The 15,974-nt window shown below is 61.6% G+C and carries 16 protein-coding genes; 4 read left to right on the plus strand and 12 right to left on the minus strand.

Translation table 11 applies throughout. The features are described from left to right. Window positions 1-57: 57 nt before the first annotated feature. The 6 genes from LJE98_RS10010 to LJE98_RS10035 form a co-directional block, all read right to left on the minus strand. Entirely contained in the window at window positions 58-273 is a 216-nt protein-coding gene (locus tag LJE98_RS10010; RefSeq protein WP_229575075.1) for a DUF4287 domain-containing protein, read from the minus strand. Then, window positions 270-1,826 carry a formate dehydrogenase beta subunit gene (locus tag LJE98_RS10015; protein WP_229575076.1) on the minus strand — a complete coding sequence of 519 codons (1,557 nt, stop codon included), beginning with the start codon at window positions 1,824-1,826 and terminating at the stop codon, window positions 270-272. The genes LJE98_RS10010 and LJE98_RS10015 overlap by 4 nt, the downstream gene beginning before the upstream one ends. Continuing rightward, window positions 1,823-2,302: a formate dehydrogenase subunit gamma gene (locus LJE98_RS10020; protein WP_229575077.1), complete on the minus strand. Its 480-nt coding sequence runs from the start codon at window positions 2,300-2,302 to the stop codon at window positions 1,823-1,825. The genes LJE98_RS10015 and LJE98_RS10020 overlap by 4 nt, the downstream gene beginning before the upstream one ends. A 138-nt stretch (window positions 2,303-2,440) precedes the next feature. Next, a complete protein-coding gene (locus tag LJE98_RS10025) occupies window positions 2,441-3,376 on the minus strand; it encodes a LysR family transcriptional regulator (RefSeq protein ID WP_229575078.1) in 936 nt (311 codons plus the stop codon). A gap of 33 nt (window positions 3,377-3,409) precedes the next feature. After that, on the minus strand, window positions 3,410-3,772 hold the full coding sequence (locus tag LJE98_RS10030; RefSeq protein WP_229575079.1) for an ArsR/SmtB family transcription factor: 363 nt from the start codon (window positions 3,770-3,772) through the stop codon (window positions 3,410-3,412). Window positions 3,773-3,860: 88 nt separating this feature from the next. After that, a complete protein-coding gene (locus LJE98_RS10035; protein ID WP_229575080.1) occupies window positions 3,861-4,793 on the minus strand; it encodes an L-lactate dehydrogenase in 933 nt (310 codons plus the stop codon). Between the two features lie 168 nt (window positions 4,794-4,961). Here LJE98_RS10035 and LJE98_RS10040 point away from each other — a divergent pair, with 168 nt between their 5' ends. The 4 genes from LJE98_RS10040 to LJE98_RS10055 all read left to right on the plus strand — a co-directional run bounded on the left by LJE98_RS10040 (window position 4,962) and on the right by LJE98_RS10055 (window position 10,288). Next, window positions 4,962-5,888, plus strand: a complete 927-nt coding sequence (locus tag LJE98_RS10040; RefSeq protein WP_229575081.1) for a LysR substrate-binding domain-containing protein — start codon at window positions 4,962-4,964, stop codon at window positions 5,886-5,888. Between the two features lie 102 nt (window positions 5,889-5,990). Next, the gene (locus tag LJE98_RS10045; RefSeq protein WP_229575082.1) at window positions 5,991-7,415 is read left to right on the plus strand and encodes an aldehyde dehydrogenase family protein; all 1,425 of its coding nucleotides are present in this window, start codon (window positions 5,991-5,993) and stop codon (window positions 7,413-7,415) included. A gap of 26 nt (window positions 7,416-7,441) precedes the next feature. Further along, window positions 7,442-8,659: a mandelate racemase/muconate lactonizing enzyme family protein gene (locus LJE98_RS10050; protein ID WP_229575083.1), complete on the plus strand. Its 1,218-nt coding sequence runs from the start codon at window positions 7,442-7,444 to the stop codon at window positions 8,657-8,659. 9 nt (window positions 8,660-8,668) lie between these two features. Continuing rightward, window positions 8,669-10,288 carry a GMC family oxidoreductase gene (locus LJE98_RS10055; RefSeq protein WP_229575084.1) on the plus strand — a complete coding sequence of 540 codons (1,620 nt, stop codon included), beginning with the start codon at window positions 8,669-8,671 and terminating at the stop codon, window positions 10,286-10,288. Between the two features lie 66 nt (window positions 10,289-10,354). Here LJE98_RS10055 and LJE98_RS10060 read toward each other — a convergent pair whose 3' ends face one another. The 6 genes from LJE98_RS10060 to LJE98_RS10085 all read right to left on the minus strand — a co-directional run bounded on the left by LJE98_RS10060 (window position 10,355) and on the right by LJE98_RS10085 (window position 15,969). Then, the gene (locus LJE98_RS10060; protein ID WP_229575085.1) at window positions 10,355-10,762 is read right to left on the minus strand and encodes a F0F1 ATP synthase subunit epsilon; all 408 of its coding nucleotides are present in this window, start codon (window positions 10,760-10,762) and stop codon (window positions 10,355-10,357) included. 69 nt (window positions 10,763-10,831) lie between these two features. Beyond that, on the minus strand, window positions 10,832-12,295 hold the full coding sequence (atpD, locus tag LJE98_RS10065) for a F0F1 ATP synthase subunit beta (protein WP_229575086.1): 1,464 nt from the start codon (window positions 12,293-12,295) through the stop codon (window positions 10,832-10,834). 24 nt (window positions 12,296-12,319) lie between these two features. Further along, entirely contained in the window at window positions 12,320-13,198 is an 879-nt protein-coding gene (locus tag LJE98_RS10070; RefSeq protein ID WP_229575087.1) for a F0F1 ATP synthase subunit gamma, read from the minus strand. A gap of 29 nt (window positions 13,199-13,227) precedes the next feature. Then, complete coding sequence (gene atpA / locus LJE98_RS10075) at window positions 13,228-14,757, minus strand: F0F1 ATP synthase subunit alpha (protein WP_229575088.1); 1,530 nt, start codon at window positions 14,755-14,757, stop codon at window positions 13,228-13,230. Next, the gene (locus LJE98_RS10080) at window positions 14,757-15,323 is read right to left on the minus strand and encodes a F0F1 ATP synthase subunit delta (RefSeq protein WP_229575089.1); all 567 of its coding nucleotides are present in this window, start codon (window positions 15,321-15,323) and stop codon (window positions 14,757-14,759) included. Before LJE98_RS10080 ends, atpA begins: the two co-directional genes overlap by 1 nt. A 262-nt stretch (window positions 15,324-15,585) precedes the next feature. Further along, entirely contained in the window at window positions 15,586-15,969 is a 384-nt protein-coding gene (locus tag LJE98_RS10085; protein ID WP_229575090.1) for a DUF4345 domain-containing protein, read from the minus strand. Window positions 15,970-15,974: the final 5 nt, after the last annotated feature.

Below are 15,974 nucleotides of genomic sequence, written 5' to 3' on the forward strand. Positions count from 1 at the left end.
CTCCGGGTCGGTCTTTTCGCTGCGGACAAGGCCGCGCTGAACAAGTTCGTGTCTGCGTCAGGATTTCGTCTCGGCGAGTGTCGCCGCGACGATGGCGTTGGCATGTCCATGACCGAGACCGTGATCGGTCTTCAGCAGGGTGACGATCTGCATGTGCGCCTTGCCCTGCTGCTGCCGGACGAGGTCCTGCCAATGCTGGATCGGCTTTCCATAGGTCTTCTCGATCGACGGAAAGTAGGAAGCCGGGCCCTTGACCTTTGGTGTGTCACTCATTCGGCAGCCTCCTGGATCGGAACCGGCGCGAAATCCTCGGGAAAATGCGTCATGGCGCTCATGACCGGATAAGGCGTGAAGCCGCCCAGCGCACAGAGCGAGCCGAACTTCATGGTGTTGCAGAGATCCTCCAGCAGCACCTTGTTCTTCTCCGGCTCGATGCCCTGAGCGATCTTGTCGACCGTCTCGACGCCTCGCGTCGAACCGATGCGGCAGGGCGTGCACTTGCCGCAACTCTCGATCGCACAGAATTCCATGGCGAAACGCGCCTGCTTCAGCATGTCGGCCGTGTCGTCGAAGACCACGACACCGGCATGGCCGATCAGGCCGCCGGCAGCGGTGAAGGCCTCGTAGTCGAAGATCGTGTCGAACAGCGACGGCGGGAAATAGGCACCGAGCGGCCCGCCGACCTGCACGGCCTTGACCGGACGGCCCGAGATCGTGCCACCGCCGATCTCGTTGATTAGTTGGCCGAGCGGCAAGCCGAAGGCGGTTTCATAAAGCCCGCCATGCTTGAGATTGCCGGCGAGCTGGATCGGGATCGTGCCATGTGACCGGCCGACGCCGAAGTCGCGGTAGAATTGCGCGCCGCGATCCAGGACGATCGGGATCGAGGCAAGCGACATGACGTTGTTGACCACCGTCGGCTTGCCGAACAAGCCTTGCAGGGCCGGCAAAGGTGGCTTGGCTCGAACGATGCCCCGCTTGCCTTCCAGCGAATTCAGCAGCGATGTCTCTTCGCCGCAGACATAGGCGCCGGCGCCCATGCGCACTTCCATGTCGAAGGCGTAAGCCGAACCCAAGACCGACGCGCCGAGGATGCCTTCACGCCGTGCGATGGCGATTGCTTCTTCCATCACGGCAATCGCATGCGGATATTCGGACCGCGTATAGACATAGCCCTTGCTGGCCCCGACCGCGATACCGGCAATCGCCATGCCTTCGATCAGCACGAAGGGATCGCCTTCCATGATCATGCGGTCGGCGAAAGTGCCACTGTCGCCTTCGTCGGCATTGCAGACAATGTACTTCTGGTCCGCTGCAGCATCCGCAACCGTCTTCCACTTGATGCCGGTCGGAAAGCCGGCACCGCCGCGTCCGCGAAGGCCGCTGTCGGTCACCTGTTGGACAATCTCGCTGGGAGCCATGGCGATGGCGTTGGCAAGACCCTTGAGCCCCTGGTAGTGGCGGTAGTCGTCAAGTGAGAGCGGATCGGTAACACCGCAACGAGCGAAGGTCAGCCGTGTCTGGCCCTTGAGGAAGGGAATTTCCCGGGTGAGACCATGACAGAGCGGGTGATCGCCGCCCCTGAGGAAGCCGGCATCGAACAACGACGCCACGTCAGACGGCTTGACCGGACCATAGGCGACACGCCCCTCGTCGGTCCGCACCTCCACCAGCACTTCCAGCCACAGCATGCCGCGCGATCCATTTCGCACGATCTGGATGTCTAAGCCGCGGGCCTCGGCCTCGCGCTCGATGGCCGCAGCCACCCTGTCTGCACCGACGGCCAGAGCCGCCGCATCGCGGGGAACGAAGACGGTCACGCTCATATGCGCACCTCCGCCAGCATGTCGGGAAGACAGTCATCGTCGAGCCGGGCGTAAACCTCGCCGTCGAGCATCGCAGCCGGCGCCTGGGCGCAGAGCCCGAGACAATAGACGGGTTCGAGTGTCACGGCTCCGTCCGGCGTCGTCTCGTGCCAGTCGATGCCGAGCCTCGCCTTGATTCTGTCGGCCAGAGGCTCGCCACCCATGGACTGGCACGCTTCGGCGCGACAGAGCTTCAAGACATGGCGGCCCGCCGGACGGGCCCTGAAATCATGATAGAAACTGACCACGCCATGCACTTCGGCACGCGAAAGGTTCAGGGCATTGGCAATGATCTGCTTGGTGGCCTCCGGAATGAAGCCGAACTCCTCCTGCACTTTGTGCAGGATCGGCAGCATGGGTCCTTCCATGCTGCGACAGTGATCAATGATTTCGGATATCCGAGTGACCTCGTCATCCACGGTCGCCCGTGTGTCCATTGTCAGTCCTCCCAAACCGACGCAGCCGAGTCGTCATGCGTATCAAACGAACCTTTGCAGCGGATCCGTGCGCTGCATAACCGCATCCGGCAGCCCCGTTGCATTTGCGTAGTGTCAAGAATGGGTGGGATGGACCAATCAGGTCAATATCGAACTTCCGTCGGACGATAGGAGATTTCTATCAAAGTCCCGCGCGGCCGCGCGAGCACGGGCTTCATGCAGAAGGGCTGATACCAAAGGAGTATGCGGTTCACGATGCGCGGCGACGAGGCCGACCGAGTGCTCCGCATGTGGCTCTGTGATCGGAATCATTCGAATCTCTTCCGGAAAACCGAATGATTCCGCGACGTTACGCGGCATGATCGAAGCGCATTGACCGGTGCGGATATGGGAAAAGAGCACGATCATCGAATTCGACTCCAGCATCAACTTCGGAGTGACTCCGACCTCTGACATGTGGAGGTTGATGATGCGGCGGTTCTGCATGTCGGGTGTCAACAGACACAGCTTGATCTCCGCAACCTCTTTCCAGGTGACGGTTTCGCGATCGGCGAGAGGCGATCCCGAAGCGCTGATCAGGTGGTAGCGCTCGGAATAGAGCGGCACACTCGTCACACGCCCGAGAGGTTCGTTGTCGAGATAGGTTATGCCAGCATCGATCTCCAGGTCCTCCAGCATGCTCAGAACCTGGAGTGAATTGCGTGAGAGGACGGTGAAAGTGACATCCGGATGACGCTTCTGAAAGGGTTCGGTCAGCTTGCGAACCATGGCAAGGGCTGTCGGGATCGCCGCAATCCGGATATGCCCCGCAAGACCCGTGCGCGCAGCGCGCATTTCCTCGCGCATGGTGCGCGTGTCACCAACGATCCGCCGCGCCCATTCGAGTACCCGCTGGCCCTCCGGCGTGAGGCCCAGGAAACGCGAACCGCGCTGCACGAGCATGACGCCGAGCTGCTCCTCGAGTTGGCGGATACCGGCCGACAGGGTCGGTTGCGTCACGCCGCACTCGTCGGCTGCCCGACCGAAATGCTGCTGACGAGCGAGCGCGATGAAATATTCCAGCTTGTCGATCATCTCTCCGCCCGCTCTCCGATGACGACTGCGCTGCTAGGCTTCGGCAAGGGCCTCTGCTTCGCTCGTCTTTGCTGCCTTTGGACCGCAATACATCTTGTAAAGGACGGAGATCAGTTCGGCGAGTTGCGGATCGGCGATGCGGTAGTAGATCTGGCGTCCCTCGCGCCGGGTCTGCACCACCTGGTCGCCTCTCAGGCGCGCCAGCTGCTGGGAGACGACGGCTTGCTGGATCCCGAGAAACTGTTCGATCTCGCTGACGGTTTTCTCGCCTTGGCAGAGCATGCAAAGCATCAGGAGACGCGTCTCGTGCGAAAGCGCCTTCAACAATCCGCTTGCCTCGCGTGCCTTCGAAAGGAAGTCGTCAAGGGTCTCGGATGTCAGTGGTGTTTCCTTCATGGCAATATCCAGCAATCGCGTGGCTTGTGTCCGACGGGGCGGCAAGGTGAATATCGTAAAGCCCTTCCTATCATATAGGTTGCCCGACCTACAAAGGAATGGCGTCTGCGCGCTCCTTCAAAAGCGAAGCGCTGCGGTTCAAAGCCGAATACTCCTCGTCGTCGAGATCCGGAAACAGGTCGGCGAGAACACCGTCGGCGCCGATTACACGGGGGATGGACAGGGCAACATCGCGCACACCCGCCACCTCCGAGGTCGTGATGGAGACAGACAGGACATCCCGCTGGTCGCGTGCGATCGCCTTGACGATACGGGCGAGCCCGGCACCGATGCCGTAATAGGTCGAGCCCTTGCCTTTGATGATCCTATAGGCCGCATTGCGCACGCCGTCGTCGATCTGTGCACGCACTTCAGCGGTGAGTGGCGATCCGACCTGGGCGGCGAAGGAAGACAGTGGCACCGAGCCCGCCCGTGCGCTCGTCCAGGCCAGAACCTCGCTGTCGCCATGTTCGCCCAGCACATAGGCATGCACGGATTGTGGCGAGATGCCGAGATGGCGGCCAACCAGGCTGCGGAACCGTGCCGTGTCCAGGATCGTGCCAGAACCGATAACCCGCCGCGGATCCATGCCGGACAGGCGGGTGGTGATCTGGGTCATGACATCGACGGGATTGGAGGCAATCAACAGGATTGCACCCGGCACGACCGGCAGCACCTCCGCGAGGACGGCCCGGAACACGGCCGCATTCCGCTCCAGGAGTTCAAGACGGGTCTCACCGGGCTTCTGGCTGACGCCAGCCGCGAGGATGACCACGCCGGCCCCTGCGAGATCGTGGTATTGTCCGGCATTCACAATGGTCGACGACATGAAGGGCACTGCATGGGCGATATCCTCGGCCTGCGCGACGGCGAGCGCCTCGTCGCGGTCGATGAGAACGATCTCGCTCGCAAGCCCCATCAGCGCCAACGCATATCCGGCCGAACTGCCAACCATTCCTGCACCAACGATGCCGATTTTCATGGTGAATTCCTCCAGAAGCACAACTGACTTGACCCGTGTGTCACCGGCCGTCCCGCGACATCAACCAGCTATACCGGAAAACTTGACACATTCGCGTGAGAACCGCATGGCGCAGGCCGAACGCCTCTGATTTAATATCTGAAACTCTGAATGAGGGCTTGAGAAAAGATGAGACGGCTGCCGGCCCTGTCCGCCATGAAGGTTTTCGAAGTGGTCGGGCAGACCCGTAGCTTCACCCGTGCGGCCGAGCAGCTGAATCTTACCCAGAGCGCCGTCAGCCGTCAGGTGCGCAATCTTGAAGAACAGTTGGGCGAGACGCTGGTCATTCGCCGGCACCATCACCTGGAGCTGACCCCTTCTGGTGCCGAACTCCTCGAATCCCTGCAACAGGCATTCCACACGGTCGAGGCGACGGTCCGAAACATTCGCGAGAAGAGCAATCTGCGAAGGCTCCGGATCAACGTGCCCCCCACCTTTGCCAAGCGATGGCTGATGCCGCGGCTGACCAGTCTCCGCGCCTTCCTGCCCAACGTCGATGTCAGCATTACCACCGATCTTGAAGACAATCTCTCGGAGCGCGGCATACTGGATTGCGCCATCCGCTTTGGCGACGGAGAATGGCCGAGCCTGCGATCAGAGCGGCTGTTTACCGAACGCCACATTGCCATCTGCGCCCCGCCGCTCATCAAAGGTCTGCGTGACAGCGAGGAGATCGATCTCTCCCGCTTCACCTTCCTGCATGTGCTGGCTTCTGCCGACCAGCGTTATCTGACCTGGCAGCGCTGGCTGGACGCAGCGGGCCTCACCGAGACCGACACACAAGGCGGACTGGAATTCGACCTGCTCGATCTCGTCATCGAAGCGGCCTGCAACGGGCTCGGTGTTGCGGTGGCGGATCGCTCGATGGTCGCCCCGCTGATGCAGACGGGCGCGCTTGCGCAGGTGCTGGATGTCGAGGTCGAGGGCCACGAATCCTACTGGCTCGTGACACGAACCGACCGGGCACTGTCGCCGCATGTCGAGGCGCTCAAACACTGGCTGCAACAGGAAATCGGTGCAGGTTCTGTCCCGGCACTCAAGCAGGCGAGCGCTTGAAACATTCCTTTTTGGAATACTCAACCCGACAATAAGTCGCTTGCGAAGCAGGAGTAGCGGCTTCCTACTTGGCACAGAATGACCGTTGCCGGAGCGCCTGCCATGTCCACCTTCCAGAACTTCATCGCCGGAACCTTCCGCGAGGCCGGAGCTCGACAGACGATCGAGGTCAAGAACCCCGCCAATGGTCGCGCCTTCGCATCGGTGACCTCGGCGACGGAAGCCGATGTCGTGGAGGCAGTGACTGCTGCTGCAGAGGCGCAGAAGGCCTGGGGCCGCCTGCCCGCGATCGAACGGGGCGATGCGCTCCGCAGGCTTGCCGATGCCGTCGAGCGCCACCAGCAGAAGATCGGCGCGGCGCTGGTGCTGGAATCCGGCAAGAGCCTCGAGGATGCCGTGGCGGAAACCGGATACGGCATCGAGCTGATGCGCTACCACGCGGAATGGGCGCGCCGCGTCGAAGGCGAGGTGATCGAGAGCGACACCCCGGACGAAACGCTGATGCTGAAGCGTGCGCCGATCGGCGTCGTTGCCTGCCTGATCCCCTTCAACTTCCCGATCTACACGCTGGTCCGCAAGATTGCGCCGGCGCTGATCACCGGCAACGCCGTGGTCGTGCGCCCGAGCAACAACACGCCGACCTCGGCCTTCGCATTTGCCGAGGCGATCCGTGAAGCGGACCTTCCGGCCGGTCTCGTCAGCATCATGACAATGAGCCATGAGGTGGCACAGGTCATGTGCACGCGCCGTAGCGTCGGCATGATCACACTGACCGGCAGCGTCGCAGCTGGCCAGGTCGTACTCGAATACTGCAAGGCAAACATCGCCAAGCCCTCGCTGGAACTCGGCGGCAAGACACCCGTGATCGTCGAGCCCGATGCCGATCTCGACGTGGTGACCAGGAGCGTGCTGGCAGCGAAGTCGGCCCATTGCGGTCAGGTCTGCACCTCCGTCGAACGTCTCTACGTGCATGCCTCCGTGCATGGCACGCTGCTTGCCAAGCTGAAAGACGCCTTCGAAAGCCGCCACTATGGCGACCGCGCCGAAGATCCGACCCGCATGGGGCCACTCGCCAATGCAGCCGCACGATTGAGGATCCACCACATGGTGGAGCGGGCCAAGGCCGATGGCGCCGTCATCGAGACCGGTGGCTTCCTGCCGCCTGACGAGGGCTATTTTTATCCGCCGACACTGCTTTCGGCTTGCCGCCAGGACATGGAGATCATCCAGGAAGAGGTCTTCGGCCCGGTGCTTGGCGTCATTCCCTATACCGATTTCGACGACGCACTGGCCATGGCAAGCGACCACCAGTTCGGCCTCGCCTCCGTCGTCTTCACGGAAAACTACCGCAAAGTGATGAAGGCCGCGAACGAGATCGAGGCGGGTGAACTCTACATCAACCGCTTCCCGGCCGAGCCCTACCAGGGCTATCACGCCGGCTGGAAGCGCTCCGGCCTTGGCGGCGATGACGGCAAGCATGGCATGCTGGAATTCACCCAGACCCGCCTCGTCATCCTCAAGCATTGATCATTACGCGTTACCAGGGGGCATCCATGAAGATCGCATCACTCAAGACACACGTCGTCGCAACGCCCGCGCCACATATCGGCGGCATGTACTGGATCTTCGTGGAGCTGGAGACGGCCTGTGGCATCAAGGGTGTTGGCGAAATCTACTCGACCGCTTTCCACCCGTCCGGCATCGCCGTCCTGGTCGAAGACGTCTTCACCCGCTATCTGGAGGGCCACGACCCCCACCAGATCGAGCGATTCTGGCGCGCGGCCTATTCGAGCGGTTTCACCCAGCGGCCGGATCCGACCATGGTCGGCATCATCTCCGGCCTCGAAATCGCCTGCTGGGACATCATCGGCAAGGCGGCGGGGCGACCGGTCGCGGATCTACTCGGCGGGCCCGTCTTCGAGAAGCTGCGCGCCTACACCTATCTCTATCCGAAGAATGCAGCGGGCGAATATGATTACAACGACCCGGATCTCGCCGCCGAAGAGGCGATCCGCATGGTCGATGCCGGCTTCACCGCGCTGAAGTTCGATCCGGCCGGCCCCTATACCAATTATTCCGGTCACCAACTGTCGCTGCCCGTCATGGATCGCTGCGAGGAGTTCTGCCAAAAGATCCGTGATGCAATCGGCAACCGCGCCGATCTTCTCTTCGGCACGCATGGGCAAATGGTGCCCTCCTCGGCAATCCGGCTGGCCAAGCGGCTGGAGAAGTACGACCCGCTGTGGTTCGAGGAACCTGTGCCGCCAGGCCAGGAAGCGGCGATGGCGGAAGTCGCCCGCGCGACCTCGATCCCGGTTTCGACGGGCGAACGCCTGACCACGAAATACGAATTCCAGAGAATATTGCAGCTTGGCTCTGCCTCCATCCTGCAGATGAATGTCGCTCGCGTCGGCGGCTTGCTGGAGGCGAAGAAGATCGCCGGGATGGCCGAGTCCTTTTTTGCGCAGATCGCACCGCATCTTTATAACGGTCCGGTCGGGGCAGCAGCGTCGATCCAGCTCGCGGCAACCTGCCCGAATTTCCTCATCCACGAGGCGATCATGGATTTCGGCGGCTTCCATGCCGAGGTGCTGAAGGTGAAGCTCGACTTCGACGACGGCTATCTCATCCCCTCGCGCGAGCCGGGGCTGGGCATCGAGCTGAACCACGAGGTCATTGCGCGGCACACACCCTACACCGGCGACAGGCTGCACCTGCAGATGACCGCCGAGCCTATGGATGTGAAAGCCTTCGCGCCGGCCAGGGGCTGAGGAACAGCCATGATCTTCGATTTCATCGTGGTCGGTGCGGGCTCTGCGGGCTGCATCGTGGCAAGTCGGCTGAGTGACAGCGGTCGCCATTCCGTGTTGCTGATCGAGGCCGGCGGCGAGGACAAGTCCTTCTGGTTCAAGATCCCGGTCGGCTACGCCAAGAGCTACTACAATCCCAAGGTCAACTGGATGTACCGGATGGAGCCGGATCCGGCACTGGGCGGGCGGCGGATTTACGCCCCGCGCGGCAAGGTGCAGGGTGGTTCCGGCTCGATCAACGCCATGGTCTTCGTGCGGGGTGCGGCCGAGGATTTCGACAACTGGCGGGCCGCCGGCAATCCCGGTTGGGGTTTCGATGACGTGCTCCCCTATTTCCGCAAGCTGGAAACCCACGCCCGGGGCGAGAGCCCCTGGCACGGCGACAAGGGGCCGATCCATGTGACCCCGATGCGCGGCGCGACCCATCCAGTCAGCGATGCCTTCCTCACCGCCTGCGACGAACTTGGTCTTCCGCTCAACGAGGACTTCAACGGCGCGACGCTCGAGGGGGCCGGCGTCTACGACGTCAATACCCGTCGCGGCCAGCGCTCGCATTCCAGCGCGGAGTATCTGCGCCCCGCGCTCAAGCGACAGAACCTCTCCATCGAGCGTGGCGCCCATGCGCGCCGTATGATCATTGAAGCAGATGGACGGGTATCCGGCATCGAGGTAATGCAGCATGGGCGCTTGCGCAGCTTCACAGCCCGTCGCGAAGTCATCCTGGCCGCCGGTGCAGTTGATACGCCGAAGCTGATGCAGCTTTCAGGCCTCGGCGACGGATCCACCCTTTTCGCCCAAGGCATCGAGACCCGCAAACAGCTACCGGCCGTTGGCAGGAACCTGCAGGACCATCTCTGCGCCAGCTTCTATTATCGGTCGAAACTGCCGACGCTGAATGGCGACTTTGCAAGCCTGATCGGTCAGGCGCGCTTCGGCCTGACATGGCTTCTGCGGCGCCGTGGCCCATTTGCGATGAGCGTCAACCAGGCCGGCGGGTTCTTCCGGGGGGCGCCTGAGGAGGTGAGGCCGAACATACAGGTCTATTTCAACCCCTTATCCTATCGTATCCCGGACAATCCGGGTGCGGGGCTGACCCCGGAACCCTATCCAGGCTTCCTCATCGCGTTCAACGCCTGCCGCCCGACCAGCAAGGGCACGATCACGATCGCTTCACCTGACGCAGCTGACGCTCCGCTGATCCGGCCGAACTACCTGTCGACCGATCGCGATGTGGAGGAGGTTCTGCAAGGCAGCAGGCTGATGCGCCGGATCGCCGACACGAATGCCCTTGAAGCTTGGGTGGCGGAGGAGGTTTCGCCGTCCAGCGCGGCCGACACCGACGCAAAGCTCCTGGACTATTTCCGCCTGAACAGCGGCTCGATCTATCATCTCTGCGGCACCTGCGCGATGGGCAGCGATCCGCGCGAGACCGTGGTCGATGCCCGCCTCAGGGTTCACGGCGTGCCGGGCCTGCGCATCGTCGATGCCTCGATCTTTCCGAACATCACCGCTGGCAACATCAACGCCCCGACGATGATGGTCGCTGAAAAGGGTGCGGCGATGATCCTGGAAGACGCACAATCCGCCTGACAGAAGCCACAAAAAAAGCCGGACTGAAAAGCCCGGCTTCAAGACTTGCCCGTCGTGACCCGCCCATCAGGCGGCGACGAGAACACCGTTCAGGTTGGTCAGCTCGGCGAGATACTGCTCGAGCTTGGTGCGGTGTTCGTGATGCTCGACGCCTTCCAGTTCCTTGCGGGCCTCGTCGATGCGCTTCGTCAGCGTATCCGGCGATATGTCGGCGAGCGAAACGGCAGATTCAGCCAGCAGCGTGCAGCCAGTCGGCAGAATGTCGGCGAAACCACCGAAAACCACATACTTCGACACCTGACCGGAGGCGAGCTTCACAGTCACCACGCCCGGCTTGATCGTAGTCATCGTCGGCGCATGATTGGCCATGACGGTCATTTCGCCTTCCGTTGCCGGAATGACGACTTCGCTTACCTGTTCGGAGAGCAGAAGGCGCTCGGGCGAAACGAGTTCAAAGTTGAAATTGTCGGCCATGGTCGTTCACTTCTCTGATGAAGGATGGAGCGGCACGCGGGTCATCCCGCGTGCCGGCATTCCGTTTGCTTAGGCAGCTTCGGCAGCCAGGCGCTTGGCCTTTTCGATGGCTTCGTCCATCGAGCCGACCATGTAGAAGGCAGCTTCCGGCAGGTGGTCGTACTCGCCGTTGACCAGGCCCTTGAAGCCCTTGATCGTGTCTTCGAGCGCAACCAGCTTGCCCGGCGAACCGGTGAAGATTTCGGCGACGAAGAACGGCTGCGACAGGAAGCGCTCGATCTTGCGGGCGCGGGCAACCGTCACCTTGTCTTCTTCGGACAGTTCGTCCATCCCGAGGATGGCGATGATGTCCTGCAGCGACTTGTAGCGCTGAAGCGTCGTCTGGACCTTACGGGCAACTTCGTAATGCTCTTCGCCGACAACCATCGGGTCCAGCATGCGCGACGTCGAGTCGAGCGGGTCAACGGCCGGGTATATACCCTTTTCAGCAATCGAGCGCGACAGAACGGTCGTTGCGTCCAAGTGGGCGAACGAGGTGGCCGGAGCCGGGTCGGTCAAGTCGTCGGCGGGAACGTAGATGGCCTGAACCGAGGTAATCGAGCCCTTGGTCGTGGTGGTGATGCGTTCCTGCATCTGACCCATGTCGGTGGCGAGCGTCGGCTGGTAACCAACGGCCGACGGGATACGACCGAGCAGAGCCGACACTTCCGAACCTGCCTGGGTGAAGCGGAAGATGTTGTCGACGAAGAACAGAACGTCCTGTCCCTTGTCGCGGAAGTCTTCAGCGATCGTCAGACCGGTCAGAGCGACGCGGGCGCGGGCGCCCGGCGGTTCGTTCATCTGGCCGTAAACGAGAGCGGCCTTGGAGCCTTCGCCACCGCCGTGCTTGTTGACGCCCGATTCGATCATTTCGTGATAGAGGTCGTTGCCTTCGCGGGTACGCTCGCCAACGCCTGCGAACACGGAGTAACCGCCGTGAGCCTTCGCAACGTTGTTGATCAGTTCCATGATCAGAACGGTCTTGCCAACGCCAGCGCCGCCGAACAGGCCGATCTTACCGCCCTTGGCATAGGGAGCCAGAAGGTCGACAACCTTGATGCCGGTGACCAGGATCTGGGCTTCGGTCGACTGCTCGACGTAAGCCGGGGCTTCCTGGTGGATTGCGCGACGGCCTTCGGTGACCAGCGGACCAGCTTCGTCGACCGGCTCGCCGATGACGTTCATGATGCGGCCGAGCGTTTCCGGACCAACCGGAACCGAGATCGGAGCACCCGTGTCGGTGACCGGCTGACCGCGAACGAGACCTTCGGTCGAGTCCATGGCGATCGTGCGGACCTGGTTTTCGCCGAGGTGCTGCGCCACTTCGAGAACGAGGCGGTTGCCGCCGTTGTCGGTTTCCAGCGCGTTCAGGATCGCGGGCAGTTCGCCTTCGAACGCGACGTCGACGACGGCGCCGATGACCTGCGTGACCTTGCCGAGAGCACCGGCTGCGGACTTCACCGCCTTAGACTTGGGGGTAGCTGCCTTAGCCATGTATCTTACCCTCTTTCCTTAACCTCAGAGCGCTTCCGCGCCCGAAATGATTTCAATGAGTTCCTTGGTGATCTGCGCCTGACGCTGGCGGTTGTACGAAAGCGTCAGCTTGTTGATCATCTCACCGGCATTGCGTGTCGCATTGTCCATGGCGCTCATCTTGGCGCCCATTTCACCCGCGACATTTTCGAGCAGGGCCCGGAAAATCTGAACCGAGATGTTGCGCGGAATGAGATCCTCGAGGATCCCCGCAGCATCCGGTTCGTATTCGTAGAGAGCAGCCGCGCCGCCCTGGGCAGGAGCCTCGGCCGGAGCGGCCGGGATGATCTGCTGGGCGGTCGGGATCTGGCTGATCACCGACTTGAACTCGGAATAGAACAGCGTGCAGACGTCGAATTCACCACGCTCGAACATGCCGATGACCTTGCGGCCAATGGCATCCGCATCGGTAAAGCCGACACGCTTCACTTCGCGCAGGTCCACGCGTTCGACGATCATGTCGGCGAATTCGCGACGCAGGCTGTCGTAGCCCTTCTTGCCGACGCAGAAGAACTTGACCGTCTTGCCCTGGGCCAGCAGCTTGCGGGCGTGGTCACGAGCAAAACGTGCGATCGACGAGTTGAAGCCGCCGCAGAGACCACGTTCAGCGGTGCAGACGACGAGCAGATGCACGTCGTCCTTGCCGTTGCCCGTCATCAGACGCGGCGCGCTGTCGTCCGTACCCACTGCCTGCGCAATATTGGCCAGAACGGCGCCCATGCGCTGCGAGTACGGGCGGGCAGCCTCGGCCGCTTCCTGAGCGCGACGCAATTTCGCCGCGGCGACCATCTTCATCGCCTTGGTGATCTTCTGCGTCGCCTTGACGGAGGCGATCCGGTTTTTCAGATCCTTAAGTGAAGGCATCCGTTATCCGTCCTTGGCTTGAGCCTGAATTAGGCGAAGTTCTTCGCGAAGCTATCGAGAGCCGCCTTGAGCTTGCCCTTGGTATCGTCGCTGATCGCCTTGTCGGTGCGGATGGCATCGAGAATGGCCTTGCCTTCCGAATGGAGGTAGGAGAGCAGGCCCTGTTCGAACTTGCCAACCTGGCTGACCGCGATCTTGTCGAGATAGCCGTTGACGCCAGCGAAGATGACCGCAACCTGTTCTTCCGTCTTCAGCGGCGAGAACTGCTGCTGCTTCAGGAGTTCCGTCAGGCGCGCACCACGATTGAGCAAACGCTGGGTGGCGGCGTCGAGGTCGGAACCGAACTGCGCGAAGGCGGCCATTTCGCGATACTGGGCAAGCTCGCCCTTGATCGAACCGGCAACCTGCTTCATCGCCTTGATCTGAGCGGCAGAACCAACGCGCGAAACCGACAGACCGACGTTAACGGCCGGACGAATACCCTGATAGAACAGGTCGGTTTCAAGGAAGATCTGGCCGTCGGTGATCGAGATCACGTTGGTCGGAATGAAGGCCGAAACGTCGTTACCCTGGGTTTCGATGACCGGCAGAGCGGTCAGCGAGCCGGCACCGGCAGCATCGCCCATCTTTGCAGCGCGCTCGAGAAGACGCGAATGCAGGTAGAAGACGTCGCCCGGATAGGCTTCGCGGCCCGGAGGACGGCGCAGCAGAAGCGACATCTGGCGGTAAGCAACAGCCTGCTTGGACAGGTCGTCATAGGCGATCAGGGCATGCATGCCGTTGTCACGGAAGTATTCGCCCATGGCGCAACCGGCAAACGGAGCCAGGTACTGCATCGGAGCCGGATCGGACGCGGTCGCCGCGATGATGATCGAGTACTGCAGTGCGCCACGCTCTTCGAGAACCTTGACGAACTGAGCAACGGTCGAGCGTTTCTGGCCGATAGCCACGTAAACGCAGTACAGCTTTTCGTTTTCCGGACCGTTGTCGTGCACAGCCTTCTGGTTAAGGAAGGTGTCGAGAATGATGGCGGTCTTGCCGGTCTGACGGTCACCGATAACGAGCTCGCGCTGACCGCGGCCAACCGGGATCAGGGCGTCGATGGCCTTGAGGCCGGTCGACATCGGCTCGTGAACCGATTTGCGCGGGATGATGCCGGGAGCCTTGACGTCAACGCGCGAACGCTTCGCAGCATTGATCGGGCCCTTGCCGTCGATCGGGTTGCCGAGCGCGTCAACGACGCGGCCAAGCAGTTCCGGACCAACCGGAACGTCGACGATGGCGCCGGTCCGCTTGACGATGTCGCCTTCCTTGATGCCACGGTCTGCGCCGAAGAGAACCACACCGACATTGTCGGCTTCGAGGTTCAGCGCCATGCCGCGGATGCCGCCTGGGAACTCGACCATTTCGCCGGCCTGGACGTTGTCGAGGCCGTAGACGCGGGCGATACCGTCACCGACGGACAGAACCTGACCGACTTCGGAGACTTCTGCCTCTTTGCCGAAGTTCTTGATTTGATCTTTCAGAATTGCGGAAATTTCCGCGGCGCGGATATCCATCAGCCAACCTCTTTCAGTGCAAGCTTAAGGGTGGAAAGTTTGGTGCGAAGAGACGTGTCGATCTGGCGCGAGCCGACCTTCACGATCAGGCCGCCGAGCAGGGAGGGATCGACCGTAACGGAGATCGAGACTTCCTTGCCGGTGACGCTCTTCAGCGCCGCTTTCAGTTCAGTTTCCTGCTCAGCCGACAGGGCATGAGCTGTGGTGACGTCAGCCGTGAGCTCGCCCTTGTGGCGGGCAACAGCCTGGCGATAGGCAGCCACCATGCCGGGAGCGGCAAACAGGCGGCGATTGCTTGCGACGACCTTCAGGAAGTTCAACACCATAGCGCTGAAACCGGCCTTTTCGCCGAGCGCGCCAATGGCCTTGACCTGGTCTTCAGCCGTGAAGACAGGCGACTGTACGAGGCGCTTCAGATCGTCGCTCTCGTCGATCATCGCCTGGAAGCGGCTGAGATCGGCAGCGACGGCGTCGATAGCGCCAGCTTCGAGCGCAAGCTCGAAAAGCGACGATGCGTAACGCTCCGCCACGCCTGAAATCACTTGGGATGCGTCTGCCACGGGCAAAAAATTCCCTGATCTGGATCCAGGTAGCCGGACACCTCGAAAGAGGCCTCTCAAACTCCTGATATCGTTTTGTTTTCCCCAAAAACACAAGCGTCTAGTGCTTGCGTTTTCCGAATTTCGCGGTTCGTCTAGCATAGCAGGTCTAGACTCGCAACACGCGTATTAAAGGTTTGCTCCTTGAGAGCAAGGCCCGGCTGCGTTTTTTTGTCCGAAACCGAGTCAATTCGACGAGATGGGCCGCTGCTGCGGCCGCAAACCGATCTTAAGTCAGACCAAAGACATAACCGAGCGTCAGAGATGCGATGGCGGTTTGCACAACCAGAAGGAGAATATTGCGCCAGGTGCCGCCTTGATCGGACATGATGGAAAGGATGCGGGCAAAGGCCGATAGGCCGACGGCAGCACCAAAAGCCAGATAGACGGTCGGCTGTGCGAGGAGCAATGCCGTTCCGGCAAAGCCGACGACCATGCCGCCGGCAGAGCGCACCGCACTCAGGCCCTCGGGACGCCCCTCGTTCGCCGTCAGGGCGAGCGCCTTGAGCGTCAGGCCGGGAGCGAAAAGCACGACGCATCCGATGAGGGCAGCAGTCGCAGCGGCGAGGAAGGCCATTTGCTCGCCAAGTTCAGTGGGAAAGTAGAATTCCATGGATC

The organism is Rhizobium sp. 'Codium 1', assembly GCF_020889605.1.
Classification (GTDB): domain Bacteria; phylum Pseudomonadota; class Alphaproteobacteria; order Rhizobiales; family Rhizobiaceae; genus Allorhizobium; species Allorhizobium algae.